At 44.4% G+C, this 25,645-nt stretch carries 23 protein-coding genes; 10 read left to right on the forward strand and 13 right to left on the reverse strand.

All coding sequences use genetic code 11. The annotated features are described in order from the left end of the window. Nucleotides 1–37 precede the first annotated feature (37 nt). From NDJ01_RS00005 to NDJ01_RS00040, 8 genes are all read right to left on the reverse strand, one after another. The gene (locus tag NDJ01_RS00005; RefSeq protein WP_046876177.1) at nt 38–511 is read right to left on the reverse strand and encodes a DUF2947 domain-containing protein; all 474 of its coding nucleotides are present in this window, start codon (nt 509–511) and stop codon (nt 38–40) included. A gap of 13 nt (nt 512–524) precedes the next feature. Beyond that, nucleotides 525–1,112: an HD domain-containing protein gene (locus NDJ01_RS00010; RefSeq protein ID WP_005376917.1), complete on the reverse strand. Its 588-nt coding sequence runs from the start codon at nt 1,110–1,112 to the stop codon at nt 525–527. A gap of 1 nt (nt 1,113) precedes the next feature. After that, entirely contained in the window at nt 1,114–1,698 is a 585-nt protein-coding gene (rimJ, locus tag NDJ01_RS00015) for a ribosomal protein S5-alanine N-acetyltransferase (RefSeq protein WP_226420851.1), read from the reverse strand. A 54-nt stretch (nt 1,699–1,752) separates the two neighbouring features. Further along, the gene (gene tyrR / locus NDJ01_RS00020) at nt 1,753–3,297 is read right to left on the reverse strand and encodes a transcriptional regulator TyrR (RefSeq protein ID WP_258586039.1); all 1,545 of its coding nucleotides are present in this window, start codon (nt 3,295–3,297) and stop codon (nt 1,753–1,755) included. A 100-nt stretch (nt 3,298–3,397) separates the two neighbouring features. Then, a complete protein-coding gene (locus tag NDJ01_RS00025) occupies nt 3,398–4,438 on the reverse strand; it encodes a YcjF family protein (RefSeq protein WP_258586040.1) in 1,041 nt (346 codons plus the stop codon). Continuing rightward, nucleotides 4,435–5,811: a YcjX family protein gene (locus NDJ01_RS00030; RefSeq protein ID WP_145532999.1), complete on the reverse strand. Its 1,377-nt coding sequence runs from the start codon at nt 5,809–5,811 to the stop codon at nt 4,435–4,437. The genes NDJ01_RS00025 and NDJ01_RS00030 overlap by 4 nt, the downstream gene beginning before the upstream one ends. Before the next feature lie 263 nt (nt 5,812–6,074). After that, a complete protein-coding gene (locus NDJ01_RS00035; protein WP_012841654.1) occupies nt 6,075–6,260 on the reverse strand; it encodes a hypothetical protein in 186 nt (61 codons plus the stop codon). A gap of 173 nt (nt 6,261–6,433) precedes the next feature. Beyond that, nucleotides 6,434–7,951, reverse strand: a complete 1,518-nt coding sequence (locus tag NDJ01_RS00040; RefSeq protein WP_243186445.1) for a fumarate hydratase — start codon at nt 7,949–7,951, stop codon at nt 6,434–6,436. A gap of 271 nt (nt 7,952–8,222) precedes the next feature. Between NDJ01_RS00040 and pabB the strand changes: the two genes are divergently transcribed. After that, nucleotides 8,223–9,584 (forward strand): aminodeoxychorismate synthase component I, encoded by a 1,362-nt coding sequence (gene pabB / locus NDJ01_RS00045; protein ID WP_258586041.1) that lies wholly within the window; start codon nt 8,223–8,225, stop codon nt 9,582–9,584. Nucleotides 9,585–9,953: 369 nt separating this feature from the next. Here the strand turns inward: pabB and NDJ01_RS00050 are convergent, their stop codons facing one another. Together NDJ01_RS00050 and NDJ01_RS00055 are read right to left on the reverse strand one after the other, a co-directional pair. Further along, nucleotides 9,954–11,654 (reverse strand): ATP-binding protein, encoded by a 1,701-nt coding sequence (locus NDJ01_RS00050; protein ID WP_258586042.1) that lies wholly within the window; start codon nt 11,652–11,654, stop codon nt 9,954–9,956. A gap of 7 nt (nt 11,655–11,661) precedes the next feature. Next, nucleotides 11,662–12,201, reverse strand: a complete 540-nt coding sequence (locus NDJ01_RS00055) for a heme NO-binding domain-containing protein (RefSeq protein ID WP_258586043.1) — start codon at nt 12,199–12,201, stop codon at nt 11,662–11,664. Between the two features lie 242 nt (nt 12,202–12,443). On the opposite strand from NDJ01_RS00055, the gene NDJ01_RS00060 reads away from it, so the two are divergent. The 5 genes from NDJ01_RS00060 (at nt 12,444) to NDJ01_RS00080 (ending at nt 18,589) form a co-directional block, all read left to right on the forward strand. Next, nucleotides 12,444–13,043 (forward strand): CoA pyrophosphatase, encoded by a 600-nt coding sequence (locus NDJ01_RS00060; RefSeq protein ID WP_005396902.1) that lies wholly within the window; start codon nt 12,444–12,446, stop codon nt 13,041–13,043. Between the two features lie 344 nt (nt 13,044–13,387). Beyond that, the gene (locus NDJ01_RS00065) at nt 13,388–14,641 is read left to right on the forward strand and encodes an aromatic amino acid transport family protein (RefSeq protein WP_047009959.1); all 1,254 of its coding nucleotides are present in this window, start codon (nt 13,388–13,390) and stop codon (nt 14,639–14,641) included. 98 nt (nt 14,642–14,739) lie between these two features. Then, nucleotides 14,740–16,101 carry an L-serine ammonia-lyase gene (locus NDJ01_RS00070; RefSeq protein ID WP_005396900.1) on the forward strand — a complete coding sequence of 454 codons (1,362 nt, stop codon included), beginning with the start codon at nt 14,740–14,742 and terminating at the stop codon, nt 16,099–16,101. A 210-nt stretch (nt 16,102–16,311) separates the two neighbouring features. After that, on the forward strand, nt 16,312–18,027 hold the full coding sequence (locus NDJ01_RS00075) for an EAL domain-containing protein (protein ID WP_145532987.1): 1,716 nt from the start codon (nt 16,312–16,314) through the stop codon (nt 18,025–18,027). A 94-nt stretch (nt 18,028–18,121) separates the two neighbouring features. After that, nucleotides 18,122–18,589: a GNAT family N-acetyltransferase gene (locus NDJ01_RS00080; protein ID WP_065646580.1), complete on the forward strand. Its 468-nt coding sequence runs from the start codon at nt 18,122–18,124 to the stop codon at nt 18,587–18,589. Nucleotides 18,590–18,679: 90 nt separating this feature from the next. On the opposite strand, the gene queD is transcribed toward NDJ01_RS00080, so the two are convergent. Then, nucleotides 18,680–19,042 carry a 6-carboxytetrahydropterin synthase QueD gene (gene queD / locus NDJ01_RS00085; protein WP_005376896.1) on the reverse strand — a complete coding sequence of 121 codons (363 nt, stop codon included), beginning with the start codon at nt 19,040–19,042 and terminating at the stop codon, nt 18,680–18,682. A 292-nt stretch (nt 19,043–19,334) separates the two neighbouring features. Between queD and NDJ01_RS00090 the strand changes: the two genes are divergently transcribed. Both NDJ01_RS00090 and asnS read left to right on the forward strand, forming a co-directional pair. Continuing rightward, nucleotides 19,335–20,960 carry a methyl-accepting chemotaxis protein gene (locus NDJ01_RS00090; protein ID WP_258586044.1) on the forward strand — a complete coding sequence of 542 codons (1,626 nt, stop codon included), beginning with the start codon at nt 19,335–19,337 and terminating at the stop codon, nt 20,958–20,960. Nucleotides 20,961–21,148: 188 nt separating this feature from the next. After that, on the forward strand, nt 21,149–22,549 hold the full coding sequence (gene asnS, locus NDJ01_RS00095; RefSeq protein WP_046876186.1) for an asparagine--tRNA ligase: 1,401 nt from the start codon (nt 21,149–21,151) through the stop codon (nt 22,547–22,549). 101 nt (nt 22,550–22,650) lie between these two features. Here asnS and NDJ01_RS00100 read toward each other — a convergent pair whose 3' ends face one another. Both NDJ01_RS00100 and NDJ01_RS00105 read right to left on the reverse strand, forming a co-directional pair. Continuing rightward, nucleotides 22,651–22,869, reverse strand: coding sequence for a hypothetical protein (locus tag NDJ01_RS00100; protein ID WP_012841649.1), 219 nt, complete (start codon nt 22,867–22,869; stop codon nt 22,651–22,653). Between the two features lie 106 nt (nt 22,870–22,975). Then, a complete protein-coding gene (locus NDJ01_RS00105) occupies nt 22,976–24,397 on the reverse strand; it encodes a PLP-dependent aminotransferase family protein (protein ID WP_065646581.1) in 1,422 nt (473 codons plus the stop codon). 259 nt (nt 24,398–24,656) lie between these two features. Between NDJ01_RS00105 and NDJ01_RS00110 the strand changes: the two genes are divergently transcribed. Together NDJ01_RS00110 and NDJ01_RS00115 are read left to right on the forward strand one after the other, a co-directional pair. Next, entirely contained in the window at nt 24,657–24,887 is a 231-nt protein-coding gene (locus tag NDJ01_RS00110; RefSeq protein WP_065646582.1) for a hypothetical protein, read from the forward strand. Nucleotides 24,888–25,132: 245 nt separating this feature from the next. Next, nucleotides 25,133–25,432 (forward strand): hypothetical protein, encoded by a 300-nt coding sequence (locus NDJ01_RS00115; RefSeq protein ID WP_074191498.1) that lies wholly within the window; start codon nt 25,133–25,135, stop codon nt 25,430–25,432. The last annotated feature ends 213 nt before the right edge of the window (nt 25,433–25,645 follow it).

A 25,645-nucleotide genomic window follows, 5' to 3' on the forward strand; every position in this document is an offset into this window, starting at 1 on the left:
AAAGCCACCTCGAAAAGGTGGCTTGCTGTATAACTCGCTATTGACGAACACCGAGTTTCACATTGCCTTTTGAATCAAACCAAAGCGCTTGTGAACGGCGACGTCCAATCAATATTGGACCATCATCATAAAAGAGAAAGTTCTTCCAATGCTTTTTAAAAATCGACCACTTAGTTTCGATGACATTGTACTTCTCGTAGCAAAAGTAAACGGTCACATCGTCTTGCCAATCGATATGTGCTTCTACTTCCGCTGGCATGTCCGGATCATCCAACTCCCACGCAGCCATCCAATCAACGACTTCAGACCAGTTCGCCTCATTCATTGGCCAATCTTGGGAGCTAAGTCGATCCATATCAGGGCTTTGAGCACTAATATTTTCTTTCCAAAATTGTGCTGAACGAGCTTGGCTCATCGGCTTAATAAAAGCCAAATCTTCTTTTGGCACAGGCATCGACTGATGCGTAAAAATCCATTTTCTTTGGTATTCATCCAAAGGCAAATAAGACATTCAGTCTCCTTTATTACGATTTCAGCCAACCTTTCTCTGTGGCTTCTTCTATCAACTCTTTCGCTTTGTCCCATAAGGTAACAGAGCCAAATTCAATTCGTTTATTAATGGTAAGTGCTTGTTCACGAGAGACGCCATGCTCCTTCCAACTCTGACCATTATTATGGTAGTTCAAGAGCATTGGAATTAACCGATCGAGAGCTTTTGCATACTTTGCATCATCGGTCTGCGCGGCTTCAAATTCATGCCAAAGCGCCAATAACTCTTGCTCCTGATCGCTGGGTAACATACCAAACAAGCGTTCTGCCGCTCTAATTTCTTTTTCTGCCTGCTCTTGAGACGCGGCAGTATCATAAACAAAGGTATCCCCCGCGTCGATCTCTACTACGTCATGTATCAATAACATTTTCATCACTCGGCAAATATCAACAGGTGCATTTGCATGCTCTTCCATCAATATTGCCATCAGTGCGACATGCCAACTATGCTCACCACTATTTTCGAGACGCCCTTCAGCACTTTTAACTCGGGTTCGGCGCAAAATACTTTTGAGTTTATCGAGCTCGATTACAAGTGCTAATTGCTTTTCCAATCGCTCCATACTATCGCCCTTCTGGTTGCCAATTCGGATTAATAAGTGACGTTAGAACGTGGTCTTGCCATTCACCATTAATCAAAAGGTAATCTTTTGCATACCCTTCTCGATTGAACCCTACATGCTCTAGCACAGATTCACTACGTTTGTTGTGAGGCATGTACCCGGCTTGAATACGATGCAGTTTCTGAACGTTAAACATGTAGTCGCAAGCCATAGTTAATCCACGACGCATATAACCATGCCCTTGTGCTTTTTCAGCGAGAGAGTATCCGACGTTACAAGAATAAAAAGGGAAACGACTCAAATTACTAAAGGATATCGTACCTAGCATTTCACCCGAAGAGGCTCTGACCAAGAGGCAATAATACCCCAACCCCATTCGATGCAGCTCATTGAGCTTGATAAGCTTTTGCAACCAACCGTTCACTGAGAAAAAAGCCTCTTCACGTTTCGGCTCAAACGGTTTCAGGTATTCTCGGTTCGCTTGAAAATACTCGGCAATCATATCTGCGTCAACGATTTCAGCGGTACGCAGAAGCAAGTCACCGTCCAACTTATGAACGGCGATAGATGAGCTGTTATCTTCCATTACAAATGATTAATTCCGTCTTTTCGTTCAATTCGATTAATTCGATTAATTCGATTAATTCTTGCGGATACCGTAATCACGCAGTTTATTAGCGATTGAGGTATGCGATACATTTAAGCGCTTAGCAAGCTTGCGGCTTGATGGGAATGACTGATACAAACGCTCCAGAACCTGAGATTCATAGTCACGCATGATCTCATCCAATGAACCGTCGATGTTAAGAGTCGCACTACCAGCACCGAATGATTGAGGCTGAGGTAAATTGAAGTGATCCGCGTTTAGTATACCACCATCCATTTCTGTGAGCGCTCGAAGAACCATGTTATCGAGTTGGCGCATGTTTCCTGGCCACTGATAATTTGCAAGGGCATCAACTAGACCATCATCAAACTCTGGCTTATCAAGCCCAAGCTGTTGAGCATGTTTCGCCACAAATAACTCAAGCAATGGCGCAACGTCATTTGAGCGCTTACGTAACGGAGGAATGCTGAGCGTAAGTACGTTGAGACGATAATACAAATCTTCACGGAACATTCCTGCCTCAGAAAGTTCGGCAAGGTTATGTTTTGTTGAAGCGATGATGCGAACATCGACATGCATCTCATCTTCTGCACCGACACGACGGAAATTACCATCCTGTAGAAAACGTAACAGCTTGATTTGAAGATGCGAACTCATTTCACCGATTTCATCAAGAAATACCGTCCCGCCATTTGCTTGCTCAAAGATGCCTTTGTGACCTTGTTCATGATTAAATGAACCCGGCGCGTGACCAAAAAGTTCGGTTTCTGCTACATCGTCAGGCATCGAAGCACAACTCAAAACTAGGAATGGCTTGCTCGCACGGCTAGAACGGCTGTGGCAAGCTTTAGCAAGCATTTCTTTACCGGTCCCTGTTTCGCCCTCAATTAACAGTGGCTGGTCAAGCACAGACAGCTTCTTAGCTTGGTTCATTAGCGCTTTATGACGGTTCGATATACCAACAAAGTGCTCAAAACCCAGAGGATTATGCAGCGGTAGCGCTTCTTCAATTCTGGCAACTTGCTGACTAGAGCGAATCGTCATTAGAGTACTCGCTAGAGTCGAGTTTTGCGCTTCGTCTCGGATATAAACTGGCATCAACTCAAGAACATAGTCCAAGCCATCAATCACAAGGTTTTCCCGCGTTCTGCCATTCACACCTTCAGACCAGCGAGAAAAACGAACACTTGGCAGCAAAGCTCCGATCTGCGTACCAATTACTTCTTGCTTGTGAAGACCAAGCAGTGAAAGTGCAGACATGTTTGCCATGTCTACGGCACCTTTAAGGTCGATGGCAAAAACCGGATCGGGCAAGTTATCAACTAGCGAGAGCAACTCCGTATTGTGGCGCTCCATCGGCATAAACTGGATTTTACGTACGTCTTTCACCCCCGGAATACGGCGGATTTCAGCCATCAGCTCACTAAACGTATCAAAATCAATATCTGGGCAATTCAAATAGATAATACCGCTAATATCGATTTCGATACCACGCAAGTCGATGCTTTTAGACGCTAAAATATCGAGCAGTTCTCGGGTCAAGCCGAGTCGATCTTCACATAAGACTTCAAGACGCACTGAAAATATCCCAATTCACGACTGTCAGGAAAAGTTGACAGTAGTTTCTATCATGCTTGGAATGGCGTCAAGCAATCCTATCCATCAAAGTTGATATTCGTTACGGTTTCATCGTAATTGATGCAACTTTCGCCGCCACAGCCTTGCGTATGGTGCCCAATTTAACCTGACGGTCAGGATACCATGGTAGTGGACGCAATAAGGTCATCGCTTTCAAGCCCAAACGTGCCGTTAGAATACCAACACCTAGCCCCTGCCCCACACGAGCGGAGACTTTACCCGCAAGGTCCATCGACATCAAGTCCATACTGGCATCAATAGCTAGCTCACTGGCACCAGCCGCCGCCATATTGACAAATACCGCTTTTAGTAGCTTGATGCGAGAGGCGTAACCTAGCTCTACCCCATATACCTTGGAGAGGTTGTCGATCATTTTGAAATTTCGCCACGCCACCAGCAACATATCAGCGGCAGCCAGAGGGCTCACCGCTACTAGGGCCGCACACTCGGTTGCGTGCTGCGATACGATTTTCGTTGCCAATTTGTCTTGTTGGCTCACAACCATCGAGTCATACATATCAAGGATTTCAGCATCACTATGAGCAGGGTTAATGCTGTTCTGCCAACGATCAAAGCCCGGGTTCTCTGCCATCACACCACTTTGTTCTGCCACTGTTTCGCAAAAGGCTTTCCCTTTCCCCACACTCTCACTATTAACAAGTGCTTCGGCTTCTTCTTGAACACTAAAATGATTTCGTAGTTTGCGCAGTTTCCAAAGCTCTTTACCCATCGCCCCTAAACCAAGCGAAGCGATCGCAGCAATAAACCCCGTCCAGCTTAAAGCCAGCCAATCAGAAGTTTGAATTGCGGTTATAACCGAGTCCACCGCTTGCCAGCCAACCAAACCAGCAAAGGTGGCAAATGCGCCAGTCGCAAGCCATTTTCTGCCCGGTTTTGGACGAATGACATGCTCGAGTTGCAATTCCTGTTCGGTCTCCTGGCGCTCTTCTTTAAGTTCAACAGGTACGAATGTTTCTTTTTCGCCGAATGTTTGCTGCGCCGTCAACTCCGGTTGATTCGATTGCTGCTCTTTTTCCATCGCCTTTTCAGAGAAAACTTGTTTTTGCTTCAACTCACTCATTTCAATTTATCTCCAATCAGGTAATCCAGTGCTTTGTCTAAGCGTATGTGCTTCACTGGCTCATCATTCTGTGAGGGCATTGGACGGAATGACGTAAAATCAAACCCGTTGTTTTGCCAATAAGCCGCATTTGGTAGTTTTTTCGGCACTTCTCCCGGGAACATCGTCATCGGCTCACCATCCAACGTCGTACCCTGTAACGCCGGAATCGTCTTATCTCCAGAAGAAATAAATCCCGTCGTGGTTGATTGGATAGAAGCGATACTCATGCAACTCATCTCGATATTCTCGTAGGCTGCGGTTTGCCACGCTGGATGCACCATTTGTTGTAGCAAAGACACTAAATTGGGATGCTGATCGGGCGTTATGTGATCCGCTTTTGTGGCAGCAAATAGCACTTTGTCTATTTTTGGCGAGAACAAACGACGTAAAAAGCTACTGCGGCCATAACGAAAGCTATGCATGATCTGCTCTAGCGCTTGGCGCATGTCGTAAAACGCTTCATCGCCGGCATTGAGAGGCTGCAAGCAATCCACAAGTACAATCTGGCGATCGAAGGTCGCAAAATGATGCTTATAAAACGCTTTCACTACTTTCTGTTGGTATTCCTGAAAACGCGCTTCGAGCATCGCCAAGTTGCTGCCCTTAAGCGCCTTGCTTTCCGAATCAGCACGACACGGGAAAAACTGTAGCACTGGCGCGCCTCCGAGCTCACCAGGTAATACGAAGCGGCCAGGCTGTACCCAATGAAGACCTGCGTCTTTACAGGCATGAAGGTACTCGGTGTATGTATGCGCAACTTTCTCGAGTAGTTTCTCGTTCACTTCAGCAGAAAGATCCACCTTTTCTAATTCAGACAGCCAAGCTTTGGCTAAATCGCCACGCTGGCCTTTAAGTGCATCAAACTGAGTTTGCGACCACGTCGCAAAGTCCATGTCCAATAACGGCAGGTCGAGCAGCCACTCTCCTGGATAGTCGATAATATCAACATTTAAAATTGCGGTTTTACTCAACAGCTTTTTCGTGGTTTTATTTGGTTTGTACTTGAGCGCTAAGCGAATCTCACTCACATCCCGTGTTGGTACTGGCCATTGAGGTGGGGTCGCATGGATCTGGCTCATCGCTTCGTCGTAAGCAAAACGTGGCACCATCATATTCGCTTGAGGTTCACGCTTCGCTCCAATAAGACGCTTATCTCTGGCTGCAGTCAAAAGAGGCAAATTATCATGGGTAGCGGTATGGAGGAGCTGATTCACTAATGACGTGATGAATGCCGTCTTACCTGCACGAGAAAGTCCGGTGACGGCAATTCGAACATTGGAGTCCATACCTCTGTTGATAAAGTCATTGACTTCTTTCTTTATTCTTTTCATTGCGCTTCTTTATCTTGCTCCGCTCTAAAACAACGTTATCAGCAACTTCGGGTATTAATCTATAAATACTTACCTTTCAATACTGAACTCTATGAGTCTAACTTTATATACCTTAATAAAAGATGAACAAAACATTCGCTTAAAGCAGGGTGAAAAAAGAAAAGCCCCTGAGTGGTTCAGAGGCTTACTTAATCAACACTAAAGCATTAGTGACCCTATTTATGCTGATTACTGTGTTGAACAGAAACCTGCTTTCTTTGAGTCTAGTCGTCTTCGATTAATTTATAGATAACAAATAGAGCGATTTCTAAAATCAGCCACAACACACATGTGATGGTCACGTACTTCTCATCAAAAATGCTGATGCCGTGAAGGATCAAGTCGTAGCCAACAAAGCCACCTACCACTACAGCAAGAATAATTTGTAGAATCTGAATAAAACGAGGCATGCCGTCTCCTAATTATTGTTCGCATAACGTTTGATTGCTATGCCCTGAGGTTTATATCTACATTATATAGACAAAAAGTGCAGTTTTCGCTGCACTTTTGTCAAATGTTTGCTAGGTAAATCAGCACCTTGTCACATTCTCTCTACTGAGACAATGTAAGATTACCGTTTGCCTTACGCTTCCATCTCTTGAATTTTCACTTTCCAAGTGTCTGGACCGATTTGGTGCGCGTTAACACCATTTGAGTCGACAGCCACTGTTACTGGCATATCTTCAACTTCAAATTCGTAAATCGCTTCCATACCTAAATCTTCAAATGCGACAACGCGAGCTTTCTTGATCGCTTTCGCTACAAGGTACGCCGCGCCACCAACAGCCATTAGGTAAACCGCTTTGTGATTCTTGATAGATTCAACCGTTGCAGGACCACGCTCAGCTTTACCGATCATGCCCATGATGCCTGTTTTTTCTAGCATCATATCGGTGAATTTATCCATACGCGTTGATGTTGTTGGACCAGCAGGACCAACGACTTCATCACCAACTGCATCGACAGGACCTACGTAGTAAATGAACTTACCGTTTAGATCTACACCTTCTGGTAGACCTTCGCCATTATCTAGCATGCCTTGAATACGTTTATGCGCTGCATCACGGCCAGTCAGAATTTTACCTGATAGAAGAACGGTTTCGCCTGTCTTCCACTCTTGTACTTCTTCTTTAGTAATCGTGTCTAAGTTTACGCGACGCGTGTTTTCTCCCGCTTCCCAAGTAATGTCTGGCCAATCTTCTAGTTTAGGTGGAGTGAGCTCTGCTGGGCCGCTGCCATCAAGCGTGAAGTGTACGTGACGAGTCGCCGCACAGTTCGGGATCAAACAAACAGGCTTAGAAGCCGCGTGCGTTGGCGCCGTTTTGATCTTAACGTCGACAACCGTCGTCAAACCGCCAAGGCCTTGCGCGCCGATACCAAGTTTGTTCACGCGGTTGAAGATATCAAGACGAAGCTCTTCTTCTGCATTTTGTGGGCCACGGTCAATAAGCTCTTGAATATCGATGTGTTCCATTAGAGATTCTTTTGCCAATACCGCTGCTTTTTCAGCCGTACCGCCAATACCAATGCCAAGCATGCCAGGAGGACACCAGCCCGCACCCATTGTTGGTAGCGTTTTCTCTACCCACTCTGCAATATCGTCAGATGGGTTTAGCATCACCATCTTAGTTTTGTTTTCACTACCGCCGCCCTTCGCTGCGATCTGAATTTCAACTTTATCGCCCGGAACCATGTTGATGTGTACGACAGCAGGCGTGTTGTCTTTGGTATTAATACGTTTACCGGCAGGATCCATAAGTACTGACGCACGCAACGGGTTGTCTGGGTTCGTATACGCTTGTCGAACACCTTCATCTACCATCTGCTGAACCGTCATATCGGTTGAGTCCCATTGCACGCCCATACCGATGTTGATGAAACACGTCACGATGCCAGTATCCTGACAAATTGGTCGGTGACCTTCTGCTGACATTCGGGAGTTAATTAGGATCTGAGCAATCGCGTCTTTCGCGGCTTGACTCTCTTCGCGGTGATAGGCTTTTTCAAGAGCTTGAACAAAGTCTAGCGGGTGGTAGTAAGAAATATACTGTAGCGCATCAGCGACACTGCTGATCACATCCTGCTTGCGTATTACCGTCATTACATGCCTCGTTATAGTTATGCTTCCATTATTGGCTTGGCTTCAATCGTGTTTGTTGAGCTTATTGCTCTTTTGAGCTTCGTTTTTTTATAAACAATTGTCGAACGGCTGATATCGACACACGAAACGCTGAAGTCGCCTACTTGTAAACCATCTCAAAACCCTATGAATAGAGGGTGTTTGGCTATACAGAGGAATATGATACTCTTGCTGCCCATGACATGCCATGCAGTGAACGATCTCTTTGTCACAAATTACACAAATGAACAACATGGACAATCAATTCATTGATTTTAAAGCGCTGGAATATGCACCAGAGTTTGCTCTTCACCTCTTTTCTCGCATTCAACACCAGCCTTGGGCGATGTTGCTGCGTTCTGCATCAGAAACGCATATCGATAGCCGCTTCGATGTGTTGGTTGCCAACCCAATTGCAACGTTAGTAACCACTGCCGAAATTACACAAGTTGAAACGCCATCGAATGCCTATTCAACTCAAGATGACCCATTCACGCTGCTTCATCAGTTGCAAGAAGAGTGGCTTCCTCACGTTGAGTTAAATAAAGAATTGGATTTGCCTTTTGTCGGCGGTGCGCTCGGTTACTTCAGTTACGATTTAGGTCGACGCGTAGAAACGATGCCAGAACTGGCCGAAAAGGATCTCAACACGCCGGATATGGCTGTAGGTCTGTATGAATGGGCCGTCGTTGTTGACCATAAGCTTAAAAAAGCCTGCCTAGTCGGTCAGAATATCGAGCAAGCTTGGCAATGGTTAGACGAGCAAGAAGCAAAGCAAAGCGTAGACTTCGCTCTGTCTGGTGATTGGCAGTCAAACATGACGGAAGAGAGCTACGCTACTCACTTTGACAAGGTGCAAGAATACTTGTTGAGCGGTGACTGCTATCAGATCAATTTGGCGCAACGCTTTAACGCACCGTATCAAGGCAGCGAGTGGCAAGCGTATCTAAAATTAGAGTCCGCCAACCAAGCGCCATTTTCCGCTTTTATCCGTATGCCAGAGTCTTCGATTTTGAGTATCTCTCCAGAGCGCTTTCTAGAACTCAAAGATCGCGTCATTGAAACGAAACCAATCAAAGGTACTCGCCCACGCCATGAAGATCCAAAGCAAGATAACGCTAATGCTCATGACTTGCAGACTGCGGAAAAAGATCAAGCAGAAAACCTGATGATTGTCGATTTGCTGCGTAATGACATTGGTCGAGTTGCATCACCGGGTAGCGTTCACGTGCCAAAGCTGTTTGAGATTGAAAGCTTCCCTGCTGTGCATCATTTGGTGAGCACCATTCGTGCGAAGTTGGATGAGCAATACTCTCCTGCGGATTTGCTGCGAGCGTGCTTCCCGGGCGGTTCAATTACGGGCGCACCTAAAGTTCGCGCAATGCAGATCATTGAAGAATTGGAGCCGCATCGACGCAGCGCGTATTGCGGCAGTATTGGCTACATTTCTCGCCATGGTCGTATGGATACCAGCATCACCATCCGCACTCTCGTAGCGGAGAATCACAAACTGTACGCTTGGGCAGGCGGCGGCGTCGTTGCGGATAGCGATTGCGCTTCTGAATATCAAGAAACGTTGGATAAGCTCTCAAAGATTTTGCCAGCGCTGCAATAGTAGGTTTCGCCAAATGGCAACGGCCTATGAATCCTGCTAACGAAAACAAGCAAAAACGACTCCAGTACGGATAATGCCGCTCGTTTAACAGCGAGTGGCATATTTCTGTATCTCGTCATCCTGTACCGCGCCGAAAGAGCGTGATACAGGCTCTTCTATCCGAGCACTTTATGGTCAAATTTGTTTCATTAGCCGCTCAGCATGCTGCTATTAGATTCCTAGTCTCGCCAAGGCTCGCTGGAATGACACAAGAAACATCGTTAAGCGATCGGCATTATCCAGTGTGGAGCGTTTTTTGTGTGTTTTATTTACAGGTACTTTGGCTTTTAGCCGTTGGCTAACAAGAATCCGTTTTTTAAGAGGCAGCGTCTACTGCTCAAGCCACTTACACATGATCTGTTCAATATCGGTTGCGGTGTACGGCTTAGTGAGGATGTCGTCCATGCCTGAATCAATACACTTTTGACGCTCTTCAATGGTTGTACCGGCGGTTAAGGCAATAATAGGATGGGTGAAACCACGCTCTCTTAGGTACATCGTCGCCTCATAACCATCCATTTCTGGCATTCGGCAATCCATAAATATCAGTTCGTAATCTTTGTTTTTCACCGCTTCTAAAGCTTCTTTCCCATTGGCTTTTAAATCAGGCGTAATTTCGAGTTTTTTCAGCATTTGAGTAACTATCACTTGGTTCATTCTGATGTCGTCAACCACCAGTATTGAGCGTCCTGCCAAATCACTTCGCTCTATGGTAGCTAATTCCCCCTCTGCTGCGCCTTGGGCTTGCCCCTCCTTTAGAGGTATAAAGACTTTAAAGGTGGTACCTTTGCGTTCTTCACTTTCAAAGCTAATCTCGCCCTGCATCAAATCCACTAGATTTTTACAAATCGCAAGGCCCAAACCTGAGCCTTCAAAACTGCGCTTCGCCGAGCGATCTACTTGCACAAATGGGTCAAATAGTGAGGGCTGTGCTTCTATCGGGATGCCAATACCCGTGTCTTCAACCTCAAAATGCGCAATACCGTTTATCCACTCCACTCGCAGCACCACCCCACCCAAATGAGTAAACTTAATAGCATTTCCCACCAAGTTGACCAAGATCTGTGTAATTCGCTCTAAGTCACCAACTAAAAACTCAGGAATACCGAGCTTTTTATCGATGGAGAAATGAATTCGCTTTTCTGCTGCTTTAGCTGAAAATACCCCCATGATGGCTTTTTCAAGCTCTTCCCAAGCAAAGACCTTATCGATGATTTCCATCATACCGGCATTCATCTTGCTGAAGTCGAGAAGATCGTTAATGATGACCCTCAACAAATCTCCCGATTGAGTCAAATTGTTTAGGTAATGGCGTTGCTCTTCACCTAACTGTGTTCGACTTAGTAGTTCAGCACTACCTAATACGCCATTAAGAGGTGTACGCAACTCGTGGTTAATCATTGCGACAAACTCTTTCGTCGCTTTTTCCGATTCCTCTGCCCGCTTTCGCAGCTCCACTTCTCGCTCTAAACTCAAATGACGGCCAATGACCCCATGAACCAAATCCGATACCAGCTCCATCTGTTTGGAAATAAAAGACTGATCGATTTGGTCCAACTGAACAGAGAAGATCAACTCCCCTACTGTTTGCTTGTCAATGATGATAGGCAAATGCAAGTTCTCCCCCTGCCAATTGGGGACAGTCTTAATCGTATTCTCATGGCGAAGCTGTAAATGACCAAAATGATGTCGGCGCAAAGAAGAGAGTTTTGTGGAATCAAGATGTAAGTAAGCCGCAGAAATGATTGAGTTCGAAGTGAGCTGTTCAATAAAACTGGCAATCATGGCTTCATCAAACGTGCTCGACAAAAAAGTTCGACCAAACTTAATCAGCGTCGCGTCAACTTTCTCTTCGAACTCAAACTTGCGTAAATCCTTTTTTGATTTCAACTCAAGCTTTTTCAAAGCAACACTTAGCTGTTGAGTAGATTCATAAAGTTCGAAGCTCTTCTGCTCCAATAACCGCTCAGCTGCTTTTCTTGATTCGATTTCTCGTTTGAGTTTCCTTTCTAGCGAGGAACTTCCTGTCATATCGTTCTTATTGTGCCTCTAACCAAAAGCGAACCTGGCTACCATCTTCTGACTGGTTTTGGTGTTTGATATGAATAACTTCATCAAAGTGCGCCGCGCAGCCTTTTATTAGACCTAAACATACGTGAGACATGCACCGCGCACTCCGATAATCAAACACCATGTTTGATTGAGTCTCGCTGATAAAATCAAACTGAGGAGGATTAGCATCTGGGTAGAGCTTTTTGACCTCGACATGAATAAAATCTTCAACATGGCGAACAAATTGAAATGTCGTTTCACACTGCTGCAAACTGGCATGACTAGGAATCGAGCGAAGTAAATTCAAAAAAACGCACTCTCCAAATACTTCTTGCAGTTGTTCAGGCGGAATGCCAGATACTTTGCTGAGATTCACAATCAATTTAACCAAGTCTTTATGATCGTAACTGCCAACTGCCGTATAAATCCCTTCGTCATTAGAAAGGTCGAGCACTTGGTCTAACACATCGAGACCAAACTTCTCTTCCACTAACTCCATGAACTCGGTGAAAATAATCCCTTTCATTAGTCAATACTTGCCCCATAGTGACGTCTTAAAATAAAGAATGGTTTATAACCTTATAAGTTTCAAATTATTATACCCAAGCAGAGTGAGACACACGACACAAAGCAGGGAAAGAACCAATGGACGTGCTTTGGTATTGCCGCACTAATACTTTAATACTGTACCAACAGCGATAGCACCACGCCTCTTGCGGCCATTGAGTATAATAAATAATGGTTAGGCACAATAAATAAGGATTTGGTTTGGTTATCGACAAAACTCAATTACTGCAAAACTTTCAATTTCGGCTTCCAACGGGTTACCACAAAGAGTCCCTCGCGCGACTGAAATGGATGAAAGGAAAATCACTGCGAGACGCAGCGGTCTTAATTGGTTTTGTAGAACGCCCGGAGGGGCTACAGGTCATTTTGACAAAGCGAGCTGCGCACTTGCGTCATCATCCGGGACAAATCAGTTTCCCCGGCGGTAAGTTTGAGCAGGAAGATCATCATCTAATCAATACGGCATTGAGAGAAACCAAAGAAGAGATCGGCATAGAAGATGAACATATTCATGTATTTGGCCAGCTTCCAACATTGCCAACGATTAGTCAGTTTAATGTGACACCGTTTTTGGCCTTTATTTCTCCTGAGTATAAAACGCATATTGACCCAAATGAGGTGGAGTCTGTTTTTGAAGTTCCTGCTAACCACATTCTGAATCCGAAAAAGTTGTACAGCACCAAGTTTGACCTAAAAAACAGCAGTCATCGTGTATTTGCTATCCCATATAGACAGCATTTCATCTGGGGCATGACCGCACAAATCATCGAATCAATGCAAAAACATATCATTTCACATTAAAAACTTCTGATATCGGTATTTTTATGGATGCGATCATCATGCGCATCAATATTAATAAAACGTTGCTTCATAAACATTCATTCACATTAGATTAATTTGCCGCTTTCACCGCAAACGCTTGCGGTGAAATAAATTTATACAAACAGCCCTATCGATAAGTTTTTCTAATTTTACTCATTAGCAGAAATCACGAGTAGCACATCATTTTCGTGATAAAAAGCAGGTTTTTGACATATCATTCAATAAGCGTAAGCAATAAATGATTTAGATCTAATTTTCCTAGTGTAAAATCTTGCAAAATTACTCCCGACTTATTTCCTGTTCCCAAAATGAGTAACTAAAAAATGAATACAACTACTTCTGCGGTTTCTACCGCACAATCGTCTAGTAAGTTTTCTTACAAAGACTTTACCTGGTGTCTGTCCCTTTTTGGTACGGCAGTAGGTGCCGGTGTACTATTCCTTCCTATTAAAGCAGGTGCAGGTGGCTTTTGGCCATTAGTAATCCTATCCCTAATCGCAGCACCAATGACTTGGTTCGCACACAAATCTTTAGCTCGCTTCGTTCTTTCTGCGAAAAACCCAGAAGCGGACATCACTGACACAGTAGAAGAGCACTTTGGTAAGACTGGCGCAAACCTTATTACGTTCGCTTACTTCTTCGCTATCTACCCAATCGTACTTATCTACGGTGTTGGTATCACAAACACGGTTGACTCTTTCCTAGTTAACCAAATGGGTATGGAATCTATTCCTCGCTGGCTACTTTCCGGTGCACTTATCGCTGCAATGACAGCGGGCGTAGTGTTCGGTAAAGAGCTTATGCTGAAAGCAACTTCAGCGATGGTTTATCCTCTAGTGTTCATCCTACTAGCGCTGTCTGTGTACCTAATTCCTGGTTGGAACACTTCAATGATGGAAGTATCACCTGACTGGGGTGCAATGCCAGCTATCGTATGGCTAGCAATCCCTGTTATCGTGTTCTCTTTCAACCACAGCCCAATCATTTCTCAGTTCTCTAAAGAACAACGTCGTGTATACGGTGATGACGCAGTTAAGAAAACTGACGCTATCACTGGTGGCGCAGCGATGATGCTAATGGGCTTTGTAATGTTCTTCGTTTTCTCTGTTGTACTTTCTCTGTCTCCAGAGCAACTAGCAACAGCACAAGAGCAAAACATCTCTGTTCTTTCTTACCTAGCAAACGTTCATGAGTCTCCACTGATCTCTTACTTAGGTCCACTGGTTGCTTTCGCGGCTATCACTTCTAGCTACTTCGGCCACTTCCTAGGTGCGCATGAAGGTCTAGTTGGTCTAGTGAAATCTCGTTCAAAATCGCCAGTAAGCAAGATCGAGAAGATGTCTCTTATCTTCATCGTAATCACAACTTGGATCGTTGCTATCGTTAACCCAAGCATCCTAGGTATGATTGAAACAATGGGCGCACCGATGATTGCGGCAATCCTATTCTTGATGCCTATCTTCGCAATGCAAAAAGTTCCAGCGATGGCGAAGTACAAAACTTCAGCACCTGTGCAAATTTTCACAGCAATCTGTGGTCTTGCTGCCATTAGTTCTGTAATCTACGGCGCTCTTTAATCATCCCTGCCCTAGCACGGTATGATTAATCCAAAAATATAACGATAAAATTAAGCCTCCCAACTCCCCTTGGGAGGCTTTCTTCTGAGGTAATCGATATGATTAGTGTTTTTGATATCTATAAAATCGGTGTTGGACCTTCAAGCTCACACACTGTAGGCCCAATGAAAGCGGGTAAAGAGTTTATTGATGACCTTCGTGCAATGGGAAAACTGCGCGACATCACTAAAATCACCGTTGACGTTTATGGATCACTATCACTGACAGGGAAAGGTCACCACACAGATATTGCTATCATCATGGGTCTTGCAGGCAACACTCCTGAGAAAGTTGATATCGATTCTATCCCGGGCTTTATCGCTCGCGTAGAAGAAACTGAACGCCTTCCTGTTGGCATGCACTGTCACACAGTATCGTTCCCGCGTGAAGGTGGAATGAACTTCCACAAAACAAACCTTGAGTTACACGAAAACGGCATGCAAATCCACGCTTGGATTGATGACGAAAAAGCGTACTCAAAAACTTACTACTCCATCGGCGGTGGTTTCATCGTTGATGAAGAAAACTTCGGTAAAGAAGTTGAGAACCCAGTAAAAGTTCCTTACCCGTTTACAACGGCAGAAGAGCTTGTAAAGCAATGTCATGAAAGCGGCCTGTCTATCAGTGCGCTAACCATGAAAAATGAACATGCGCTTCATTCTGACGAAGAAACTCGTACTTACTTCGCAAACATCTGGCGCACAATGCGCGAATGTATGGATCGCGGTATGAACGAAGAAGGCATTCTGCCTGGTCCACTACGCGTGCCTCGTCGTGCAGCAGCACTTCGTCAGCAACTGCTTACTTCTGAAAAAACAACGAACGATCCAATGTCTGTTGTTGACTGGGTAAACATGTTTGCTTTTGCAGTAAACGAAGAGAACGCAGCAGGTGGTCGTGTTGTAACTGCTCCGACTAACGGTGCATGTGGCATCATCCCTGCGGTACTGGCTTACTATGACAAGTTTATTCAAACCGTAACTGAGAAAGACTACATCCGTTACTTCGCAGCTTCTGGTGCAATTGGCGGCCTTTACAAGCGTAACGCGTCTATCTCTGGTGCAGAAGTTGGCTGTCAGGGCGAAGTTGGCGTGGCATGTTCTATGGCAGCAGCTGGCCTTGCTGAGCTTATGGGTGGTAGCCCAGAGCAAGTATGTATGGCGGCTGAAATTGCGATGGAGCACAACCTAGGTCTAACTTGCGACCCGGTTGCAGGTCAGGTTCAGGTTCCATGTATCGAGCGTAATGGTATTGCAGCTGTAAAAGCAATCAACTCAACTCGTATGGCACTGCGTCGTTCTTCTGCTCCTACTGTTTCTCTAGATAAAGTTATCGAAACAATGCTAGAGACAGGTAAAGACATGAACGCGAAATACCGTGAGACTTCTCAAGGCGGCCTAGCAGTAAAAGTTATCTGTTAATAAGCCTTGCTGAATATCGACGAAACCCGAGCCGCCGCTCGGGTTTTTTATACCTCATTAACTATGAATAATGGGTTGCTACGCCCAGCATAAAAAAACCTAAAACCTTGAATATATCCAATTATTATGGATATCCCCGTAAAAAATCACATCCCTCTCCTAGCTTTATTGATAACGTAGCCAAAAATTAAACTTGGAGCACACCAACACATGATTAGGTTTGAAATTGGAAACCAAATCTGCGTTTGCTTGTCCGAAAACGAAATATCTTTAGAGCTCAATCAATCACTCCACCACTCCATTCCAGTCAACCCAAATGAGTACGCCATTCTGTCAACCATCGCCAAATACGGCAGCTTAAATACGCCAATTAGCCAGCGATTGATAGAAAGCAAAATCACTCAACAATACAAAATGACACTGCCTGAAAATGGCTTTAAAAACGCGGTGGCCGCTCTAAGAAGGAAATTTCGCAAGCTCACGGAAGAACACGTAACCACAAAAAAAAATATTATCGAAAATATTCACCGGACCGGATACTTCATCCCTTTTACTATGCAAAACAACCATCAGAATGGCATCGACCATCAACATAAGATCAATCAGTACACAACAAACAGCCTTGGCAAAGCCCTTCGTATTTGTCTGCGTAATAAAAAGATCTATTCAGATACGCTGTGGGTCGTGTTGATCACAGCGATCATTTTCTTTGCCATCTGTTATTACGCGATAAACAGCATTGTGAAACATAATTATCTGGATAACGCCTTCGAAATTGCAGAAAACCTTTCCCAAAAGAGCTGCTTTGCTGATGAAAGAGAATTGAAGTCGCTCTTTGATAATGTAAAGCTGGTGGAATCGAGCATGATGCTGGACCGTTTCAATATCCGGTGTTTAGTCACCCCCGAAACCGTTGTCCCTGTCAGCAAAAAAGCATTTGAAGAGTGGAGTAATAATAGCAATTATACGACCCAATCATTTGACTTGAATAACGCGACCGTTTTGGTTCGTGTCAAAAACATTAACTTATCCGACAACGTTGAAAATCATATTTCGCGTTTTTTTCTTTCCGGCATGAAGCTATCAACCAATACAGGGACCTCTTTAGAAATTGGTAACACCAATGAACGCTTTTTCAACTATCACGTGAAGAACAGCGGCTATAAAGAGGTGTATTACATCTCTGGCCCGTTTCAAAGCATCATTTTATTAAGCTTGCTGTTTCTCATAATACTGCGTCATCGCTCCCTACAAGCCTTTATGGCTTATTTGTGCGCAATTCGACAATTTAAAATCAAACTGGAGCCGATTTATGACACTTCAGCGCAAAAGATTGTGCATTACGAAGCGCTCTCGCGGTTTAAGGTAAAAAATACGCAACGGTTTATTGAGACACTGATCCGCAATGGGCTGCTCCTAACTCATACCTTAATGATGATAGAGTCCATCTATACTAAGCACAAAGCCTTGCCTATTCCTATCAGCATTAATGTTTGTCCTTCTTTGCTGCGAGGACGCAACTTTTCAATCCTACACAGAGAACTATCTAACCGAGATTGTCGTTTGCTGACGATTGAAATCACGGAAAATGCATCGATGTACTATACCTCCGAGATTTATGGCAATGTCGCGAAACTAAAAGCACTGGATTGTAAAATCAGTATCGATGACTTTGGCACTGGCAACAACAACGTGTCGCTCATCAGTAAAATCAATCCAGATTATTTGAAAATAGATCGGGAGTTTGTGATTGGTTTAAAGTCGGACGATAAGAAAGTGGAAACGTTGCGTCAGTTAATCGCCATGGGAAATACGTATCGCTGTACAGTCATTGTCGAAGGCGTAGAAACCGCCGATAGCGCTCACTTACTCACAACATTAGGTGCCTATATTCACCAAGGTTATTATTATCCTCTGCATTTCTAGCTTTTCTTAACCTCGTGAGTTACTTAAACTAGAGGAAATACTCTATTAAAGTTCGTGGCGGCATGAGGATATGCCGCCAATTTGTGGTTGAACGATGATTGCTATTAAACCCACCAAACTGAAAGATTTTTCGAGTTTGATGCAATTGGATGTGCAGGAAGAGCAGAAAGGATTTTCTACGCCGTTTGAAGTGGCTTATCAAAAACGCAATAAGTCTGAAGCGTTCTTTACGATTTATTCTGACGATCTATTAGTTGGCTATCTTGTTATCGATAAAGGCTTCTCCCAACATGCGCCCTTTGCCAAAAGGCACGAACTGGGGCTCAAGTACTTGATGGTTGATCAACGTTTCCAACGCCAAGGGGTTGGGAGTGAAGCGTTACGCAAACTGTTCGTTTACGCGTATACCATTGACCCTGAAAGCAACTCTCTTTGCGTCACTGTGCCACAGAGTCAGCAATACGCTATCAGTTTTCTTGATGCGTGTGGATTCATCAATACAGAGAAAACAACGTTTGGTGAGAACGAAAAAGAGTGGATTTTACGTCATCCACTGAGCTAGCAAGAAAAGTATAAAAAATAGGGAATATCCAGATACAACAAAGGCAAGCTCATGGCTTGCCTTTGTCTTCAATGCTCAATAAAAAGTGACTTATTCACCTTTGTAAATACAACCGGCTGTGCACGTCTCTTTGATTTCAACTTTACTTAGCAACGGTAAACTTGGCTTAAGCTGTTGCCAAATCCATTTTGCTAGCACTTCGCTCGTCGGATTCTCCAAACCTTCAATGTCGTTCAGGTAATAATGGTCTAAACGATTGTAAATTGGTTTGAATGCCGCTTTGATTTCAGCGAAATCCACTACCCAACCAGTATGCGGGTCTACCTCACCTTCTACATAAAGACGAACTAAGAAAGAGTGTCCATGCAAACGACCACACTTATGGCCTTCAGGTACATGTGGCAAGTGATGTGCCGCTTCGAACATAAACTCTTTGTACAATTCTGTTTTCATCTTGATTCTCAGGCTTTAAAAAGACACGCAATACTAAGGAATTCACTGCCAACAGACAAGTGCTACTCAATACAAGCGTAGCAAAACGCCGTTTGTTCTCAGCGAAAATAATTAAACCTTTGTCCTGATCGTCGTATTTCTGTCATGCGCCAAACATTTGATTACACAGCACTCACATCACAATTACATATCCCCAACATGAGTGGGGTCACAATCATTAATCTCGTTGATCGCAGTGTGCATTTGCGCACATTAAGATTGTGCAGTTCGTTCCAATTACACTTATAAATTTATGCGCTCTACTATCACTTTTAAGCTCTTGCTCGCGTTAATTGCCGTCTTCAGCTGTGTTCTGGCTGCCTCTACGGCTTATCAATACCATCAACAAAAAACCTTAATCAATGATGTTCTCAGTGAACAGCTTCATGATAAGGCTAGTAATTACTTCGATAGCCTAAACATGATGATGCTAACAGGCACCATGTCGCAAAAAGAAACTTTGAGAAAAAAAGCACTCGCTCAAGAAGGGATTGAAGAAGTTCGCGTGTTGCGAGCTGATACCGTCACCAAGCTTTACGGACCAGGACAAGCAAACCAACAACCGGTCGATGATATTGATCAACGAGCTTTAAATGGCGAACTGGTCATTGAGCCAATTTCAGCCGATTGGGGGAACGGACTGGTTGTCGCGCTACCAATGAAATCAAGCGAAAATTATCGTGGCACCAACTGCGTTTCTTGCCATATAGCACCAGAAGGCGAAGTATTGGGCGCGATTCGTTTGGAATACAACATGAACCACGTCAATTCAATGATCAATAAACAGGCAATGTTTGCGATGGGAATAATGGCCGTTATCGCTTTTGTTGGTTTTATTATAACGATGAGTTTGATTCGTAAGATCATTGTTCGCCCAATACAAAAAACGTCGCAATTCATGGCGAATGTGAGCCATAGTAAAGATCTATCTCAACGACTTGTTCATCACCAAAAAGATGAGGTAGGCCAACTTTCTACCGCGATTAATTCGTTTATGGATACGGTATCCGAGAGTTTAGAGCGTGTACAAGACACCTCCCACTCTCTTGCCAATTCAGCCAGTCAGTTAACGGATGTTGCACAATCAACAGACAAAGCGGCCAATAATCAACAATTGGAAACCAGTGACGTACAAAGCAACATCACCGACATGTTGCAACAACAAACCGCCGTTGAAGACTCAACCAATAACGCCACAGCTCTAGTCAACCACACCGTTGATGTTGCTACTCACAGCGCAAGCCAAGCACACAGCGTGAGCGAAGACATCAAACACTTGGTGAGCAATATTGACGGCGTACGGGAAAAAATCAGTTCGTTAAACCAAAGAACCGAGGAAGTGTCGTCCATTCTTGGGGTCATTAAAGGCATTGCAGAACAAACCAACCTGCTCGCGTTGAATGCTGCAATTGAAGCCGCCCGAGCCGGAGAGCAAGGACGCGGTTTTGCCGTCGTCGCAGAGGAAGTGCGTAACCTAGCTTCTCGGACCGCCGAAGCCACGGGCAACATTGAGCATATCATTTCTCAATTCCAGCAAGGGAGTGAAGAGTCCTTAGCCTCTGTGGATACTGTCTGCCAGTTTGCTCACCAACGTTCAGTCGATGTCGAGACACTTTCAGTCACGATGCATAACGTTGTCGATGAAATGCATCAAGTTCTGAAACATGCGGAAAACATTCAAAGCCAGACGCAAACCACATCCGACGTCAGTCAGCGTATTCAATCCAAAATTGATGTGATCACGCTGCATGCTGACGACACATCGCAATCAGCATCGCACACGCGTGATATTAGTGTTGATTTAGAGCATCTATCCGAACGTTTAGAGCAATTACTTAACCAATTCACACTTTCAGAGCATCAAAGAGTGAATAAATAGAGAGATTCTCCCCATCAAAATGAATATAAAGGTTGATGCGAGCGAATTGACAGGTAATATGTCTCGTTGAATCTGTAAAATGCTACCCAACTCAGCACTTAGCTTGTTTTTTGAACAAAAATGTTATTAGACAAGTACTTTAATAAGTGTTGGGTTGAATTTTTACCTCAATGGAGAATATTGAAAACATGACTTACGCGCCTGTATCAGACGTATTGAAAGGTCAGCTAGCAGTAGACAGCGAAGTGACTGTTCGTGGCTGGATCCGTTCACGTCGTGATTCCAAAGCTGGAATCTCTTTCCTTGCCATATATGACGGCTCTTGTTTCGACCCGATTCAGGCCGTGGTCCCAAATAATCTTAATAATTACGAAGACGAAGTACTAAAGCTAACGACTGGCTGCTCTGTTGAAGTAACTGGTAAGATTGTTGAATCTCCTGCAAAGGGCCAAGACTTCGAACTTGCTGCCACTGGCGTTAAAGTGGTTGGTTGGGTTGAAGACGCAGAAACTTACCCGATGGCAAAAACTCGTCACTCTATCGAATACCTACGTGAAGTAGCGCACCTACGTCCGCGCACAAACGTAATCGGTGCGGTAGCACGTGTACGTAACTGCCTATCTCAAGCGATCCACCGCTTCTACCACGAGCAAGGTTACTTCTGGGTATCTGCGCCGTTGATCACTGCCTCAGATGCTGAAGGCGCTGGCGAAATGTTCCGCGTTTCTACGCTAGACATGGAAAACCTACCTCGTACAGACGCTGGCAAAGTAGACTACAACGAAGACTTCTTCGGTAAAGAAACTTTCCTTACGGTATCTGGTCAGCTAAACGCGGAAGCTTACGCTTGTGCACTAAGTAAGGTTTACACTTTCGGCCCTACTTTCCGTGCTGAAAACTCAAACACAAGCCGCCACCTAGCAGAGTTCTGGATGGTTGAGCCTGAAGTTGCGTTTGCAGAACTGGACGACGTTGCGAAACTGGCTGAAGACATGCTTAAGTACGTATTCAAAGCAGTACTTGAAGAGCGTCGCGATGACCTTGAGTTCTTTGCTCAGCGCATCGACAAAGAAGCCGTTAGCCGTCTAGAGAACTTTGTTTCTTCTGACTTCGCACAAGTTGACTACACTGACGCGATCCAAATCCTGTTGGATTCTGGCCGTGAGTTCGAATTCCCAGTTGAGTGGGGTATCGATATGTCATCTGAGCACGAGCGTTTCCTAGCGGAAGAGCACTTCAAAGCGCCGGTAATCGTTAAGAACTACCCGAAAGACATCAAAGCATTCTACATGCGTATGAACGATGATGGTAAGACGGTAGCGGCAATGGACGTTCTAGCACCTGGCATCGGTGAAATCATCGGTGGTTCTCAGCGTGAAGAGCGTCTAGACGTACTGGATGCACGTATGCGCGAAATGGGTATCGACCCTGAGCACATGAGCTGGTATCGCGACTTGCGTCGTTACGGCACAGTGCCACACGCTGGCTTTGGTCTAGGCTTTGAGCGTCTAGTATCTTACGTAACAGGCATGGGCAACGTTCGTGACGTGATCCCATTCCCACGTACGCCTCGCTCTGCGAACTTCTAATCACTTTTTAGTGAGACAGAATTAGAAAAGACCTCCCTAGTGGAGGTCTTTTATTTTGTGCTCAACCGTCAATACTATCTGCCAAGCAACTCAAGCTTGAGTTAGTCTTCTTCCTTATCTCTGTCCGCTTTTTCAGCGTACTTTACGCCCACAATACATAAGCCAAACATTACGAAAGGGATCACGGCCGCGGTGTACTCTGTCCATGCCATATGAGAGAAAGACTTCGCCAAAATGAGATGCGCAAATACCAGTAAAAACGCACTAAAAATAGCAACGGCGATTAACCTTAACTCATGTTTAACCAACTGCTTTTTCATCTTAAATCCTGCTTAATCATCCAAGGTCTGTCGACCTGAATAATGATTGAAGCACAATTTGCAAAAATGGCGCTGATACAGTTGGAGCAAAAAAACACTAAGCAGTTTAATGAGTTTCAATTCTGAGTAATTCGCGAAGCAAATCACCTAACCTTTTGATAGCACGTTCCAAACTCGTTTCTAAAGGAAGCGATGTATTCAGTCTTAAATAGTTTTCGTATTGATCACTTATCGAAAAGAGTTTGCCATAAGCGACAGTAACCTGCTCAGACAATAGTGCTTGATATACCGCTTTACTTGATATTCCATCTGGCAATTTCAGCCAAAGAAAGTAACCACCATCAGGACGTTGATAGGTAACCTCTTTAGGTATGTGCTTTGCGAGTAAATCCACGAAGTCAGCTTGACGGTGTTGCAGTGTCTTACGCAGCTTTCTCAGGTGGTTGTCGTAACTGTCGTTTTGTAAGTAATGTGCAACCCCCTGCTGAATAGGGGCACTCCCAGACAATGTCGATATTAACTGGAGCTTTTGAATAGTCTCGTTAAAACGCTTATTCACCACCCAACCCAAGCGATATCCAGGGCATAAACTCTTAGAAAAAGAACCACAATGAAGGACACGCTCTTGCTCATCAAAGGTCTTTAATGAGTTCGGCCTTTTGTCAGAAAAATACAGCTCAGAGTACACATCGTCTTCGATGAGATACACATCATATCGATTGGCTAACTCAACAATGTATCGTTTGTGTTCATCAGACAAAGAAGCCCCGGTTGGATTATGAAAGTTCGTCATTAACCAACAAGCCCGAACGTCTTCATTGGCAAAAGCTGCTTCGATTTGTTCAAGCGAATGCCCACTCTCATCATCGACACTGATTTCAATAGCTTTGAGACCTAACCGTTCTACCGCTTGAAGTGCGCCATAAAACGTTGGGGATTCGACAACGACGGTATCACCTGGTCGGGTGACCGCTTGCAAACTCAAGTTTAATGCTTCTAGCGCACCGGAAGTAATAACCACATCATCATGGGTTAATGATATCCCATGATGAATATACCTCTGAGCGACGAGTCGCCTTAACGACTCGGCACCAGGAGGTAGGTTGTCTAGCAACTTATCCGGCCCCATTTTTCGTCCCGAGCTGGCCAAATTACGGTTAAGCGACTCCAAAGGAAACAAACACGGATCCGGAAACGCCGAGCCTAAATGAACAACATCCGATGTTGCTTGGTGCTTCAAAAACGAATACAACTCATCATTCAACTTAGTGCATGGCATATTATTGCTTTTAATTCCATTCGTATTGGTGAGACGTTCAAGATCGGCAGTCACATAGTAACCAGATTGAGGCTTTGCTATCACCCAACCTTGCGCCTCTAGCAATTGATAGGCTTGTAATACCGTACCTGCACTTACGGAATGATTGCGGCTGGTGACGCGTATTGAAGGCAGCTTCTCCCCTGCTCTCCAAGTATCTTGCTGAATTTGTGCCTTAAACAATTCGGCCAATTGACGGTATCGATTCATGTATCCCTCATTTCACTTGCAGCCGCACCATAGCATACTTCGCGCCAGCATTCTGATATGGCAGTAGTCAATTTAGCAACGTAATTTATCAAGCTTGTTTATAGCAATTTCGACGACGAAGTGAGAATTTATGTTCCATACTTTTACTGATACGTCCGAGTGGTTTTAAATCTTTGCCTTGTCTGAAAAGCAAGGCATTTCACGGGACTGAGAGTGTTAAATCCACTTAGACATCTATCTTTTAAGCCGGGAGGAAGCGATGAAAGTATTTACAATGGACGATCTCTCTTATCGCGGGAAACATAAAGGTGTACATAGCTGGGACCATCCTGGCGGCACAACCCCTTATTACTGGCATCCTGATTGGTTGCATATCGCTGAAGATGCTATGGGTGAACACAAAAAGGCTGACCTTGAAGTCCCTGACGGAGAAGCAGCGACAGAAGAGCATGCAAAAGCGGCGATTCTCAAACACTTGAATGACGAGTAGTTTAGGCTCTATCACCGTTCAAGAATAGCGTTAGGCAGGCGAATCCATCGTCGTATGCTTTAAACGCAGATAAAGCCAAAACCTGCCAAATAATAAATTCTTCTGAATGAGAAGTACGCATCGTCTGTAGCTATCGAATGACAAAATAAGTCGATAGTTATCACATTAATTTTCATTACATCTGTTACATTTAGATAGTAATGGTGATGCACACCTCAACTCATGGATTATGAGAGAAAACAATAATGGCGAAATACAACGAAGAAGACATTAAATACAAAGGTGAATCCAACGGCGTACATTCTTGGAGTTCACCTTCCGGCCAACCTTATTATTGGCACCCAGATTGGCTACACGTAGCGGAAGATGCGACGGGCACACACCCGAAACAAAAGCTTGACGTCGAAAAAGCGGAAGTCCCAACAGAGAAGCACGCGTTAAAAGCAATCTTAAAGCATATGAACGACTGGGCGACTGAGAAGCTTTCTTCTAACCCAGACATCGAAACCAATGCGGTTGAGTCTGAAATCGATCTGAAGAAATAACATCAATCGGCCTCTATACTTCTTACAAGCAAACGCTCCAACTTTAGTGGGGCGTTTTTGTCTCAACTAGTAACCGCCACTCCACGTAAATCACTAACGCAAAGCACTGAAGTCAAACGATTGGTACGTGAACAAAACTTCATCAACCATGGTATAAATCCCCTTCAAACTCTGTGCCTACCAAACGTTTTCATGGCAAAAACTTTAGTTATG

This window comes from Vibrio sp. HS-50-1 (assembly GCF_024747315.1).
In the GTDB taxonomy this organism is placed as follows: domain Bacteria; phylum Pseudomonadota; class Gammaproteobacteria; order Enterobacterales; family Vibrionaceae; genus Vibrio; species Vibrio diabolicus.

Bases quoted from the DNA above. Each gene is read 5' to 3' on its own strand.
- NDJ01_RS00005 (WP_046876177.1), bottom strand. From the start codon at position 511: ATGTCTTATTTGCCTTTGGATGAATACCAAAGAAAATGGATTTTTACG.
- NDJ01_RS00010 (WP_005376917.1), bottom strand. From the start codon at position 1,112: ATGGAGCGATTGGAAAAGCAATTAGCACTTGTAATCGAGCTCGATAAA.
- rimJ (WP_226420851.1), bottom strand. From the start codon at position 1,698: ATGGAAGATAACAGCTCATCTATCGCCGTTCATAAGTTGGACGGTGAC.
- NDJ01_RS00025 (WP_258586040.1), bottom strand. From the start codon at position 4,438: ATGAGTGAGTTGAAGCAAAAACAAGTTTTCTCTGAAAAGGCGATGGAA.
- NDJ01_RS00030 (WP_145532999.1), bottom strand. From the start codon at position 5,811: ATGAAAAGAATAAAGAAAGAAGTCAATGACTTTATCAACAGAGGTATG.
- NDJ01_RS00035 (WP_012841654.1), bottom strand. From the start codon at position 6,260: ATGCCTCGTTTTATTCAGATTCTACAAATTATTCTTGCTGTAGTGGTA.
- NDJ01_RS00040 (WP_243186445.1), bottom strand. From the start codon at position 7,951: ATGACGGTAATACGCAAGCAGGATGTGATCAGCAGTGTCGCTGATGCG.
- pabB (WP_258586041.1), top strand. From the start codon at position 8,223: ATGGACAATCAATTCATTGATTTTAAAGCGCTGGAATATGCACCAGAG.
- NDJ01_RS00050 (WP_258586042.1), bottom strand. From the start codon at position 11,654: ATGACAGGAAGTTCCTCGCTAGAAAGGAAACTCAAACGAGAAATCGAA.
- NDJ01_RS00055 (WP_258586043.1), bottom strand. From the start codon at position 12,201: ATGAAAGGGATTATTTTCACCGAGTTCATGGAGTTAGTGGAAGAGAAG.
- NDJ01_RS00065 (WP_047009959.1), top strand. From the start codon at position 13,388: ATGAATACAACTACTTCTGCGGTTTCTACCGCACAATCGTCTAGTAAG.
- NDJ01_RS00070 (WP_005396900.1), top strand. From the start codon at position 14,740: ATGATTAGTGTTTTTGATATCTATAAAATCGGTGTTGGACCTTCAAGC.
- NDJ01_RS00075 (WP_145532987.1), top strand. From the start codon at position 16,312: ATGATTAGGTTTGAAATTGGAAACCAAATCTGCGTTTGCTTGTCCGAA.
- NDJ01_RS00080 (WP_065646580.1), top strand. From the start codon at position 18,122: ATGATTGCTATTAAACCCACCAAACTGAAAGATTTTTCGAGTTTGATG.
- queD (WP_005376896.1), bottom strand. From the start codon at position 19,042: ATGAAAACAGAATTGTACAAAGAGTTTATGTTCGAAGCGGCACATCAC.
- NDJ01_RS00090 (WP_258586044.1), top strand. From the start codon at position 19,335: ATGCGCTCTACTATCACTTTTAAGCTCTTGCTCGCGTTAATTGCCGTC.
- asnS (WP_046876186.1), top strand. From the start codon at position 21,149: ATGACTTACGCGCCTGTATCAGACGTATTGAAAGGTCAGCTAGCAGTA.
- NDJ01_RS00100 (WP_012841649.1), bottom strand. From the start codon at position 22,869: ATGAAAAAGCAGTTGGTTAAACATGAGTTAAGGTTAATCGCCGTTGCT.
- NDJ01_RS00105 (WP_065646581.1), bottom strand. From the start codon at position 24,397: ATGAATCGATACCGTCAATTGGCCGAATTGTTTAAGGCACAAATTCAG.
- NDJ01_RS00110 (WP_065646582.1), top strand. From the start codon at position 24,657: ATGAAAGTATTTACAATGGACGATCTCTCTTATCGCGGGAAACATAAA.
- NDJ01_RS00115 (WP_074191498.1), top strand. From the start codon at position 25,133: ATGGCGAAATACAACGAAGAAGACATTAAATACAAAGGTGAATCCAAC.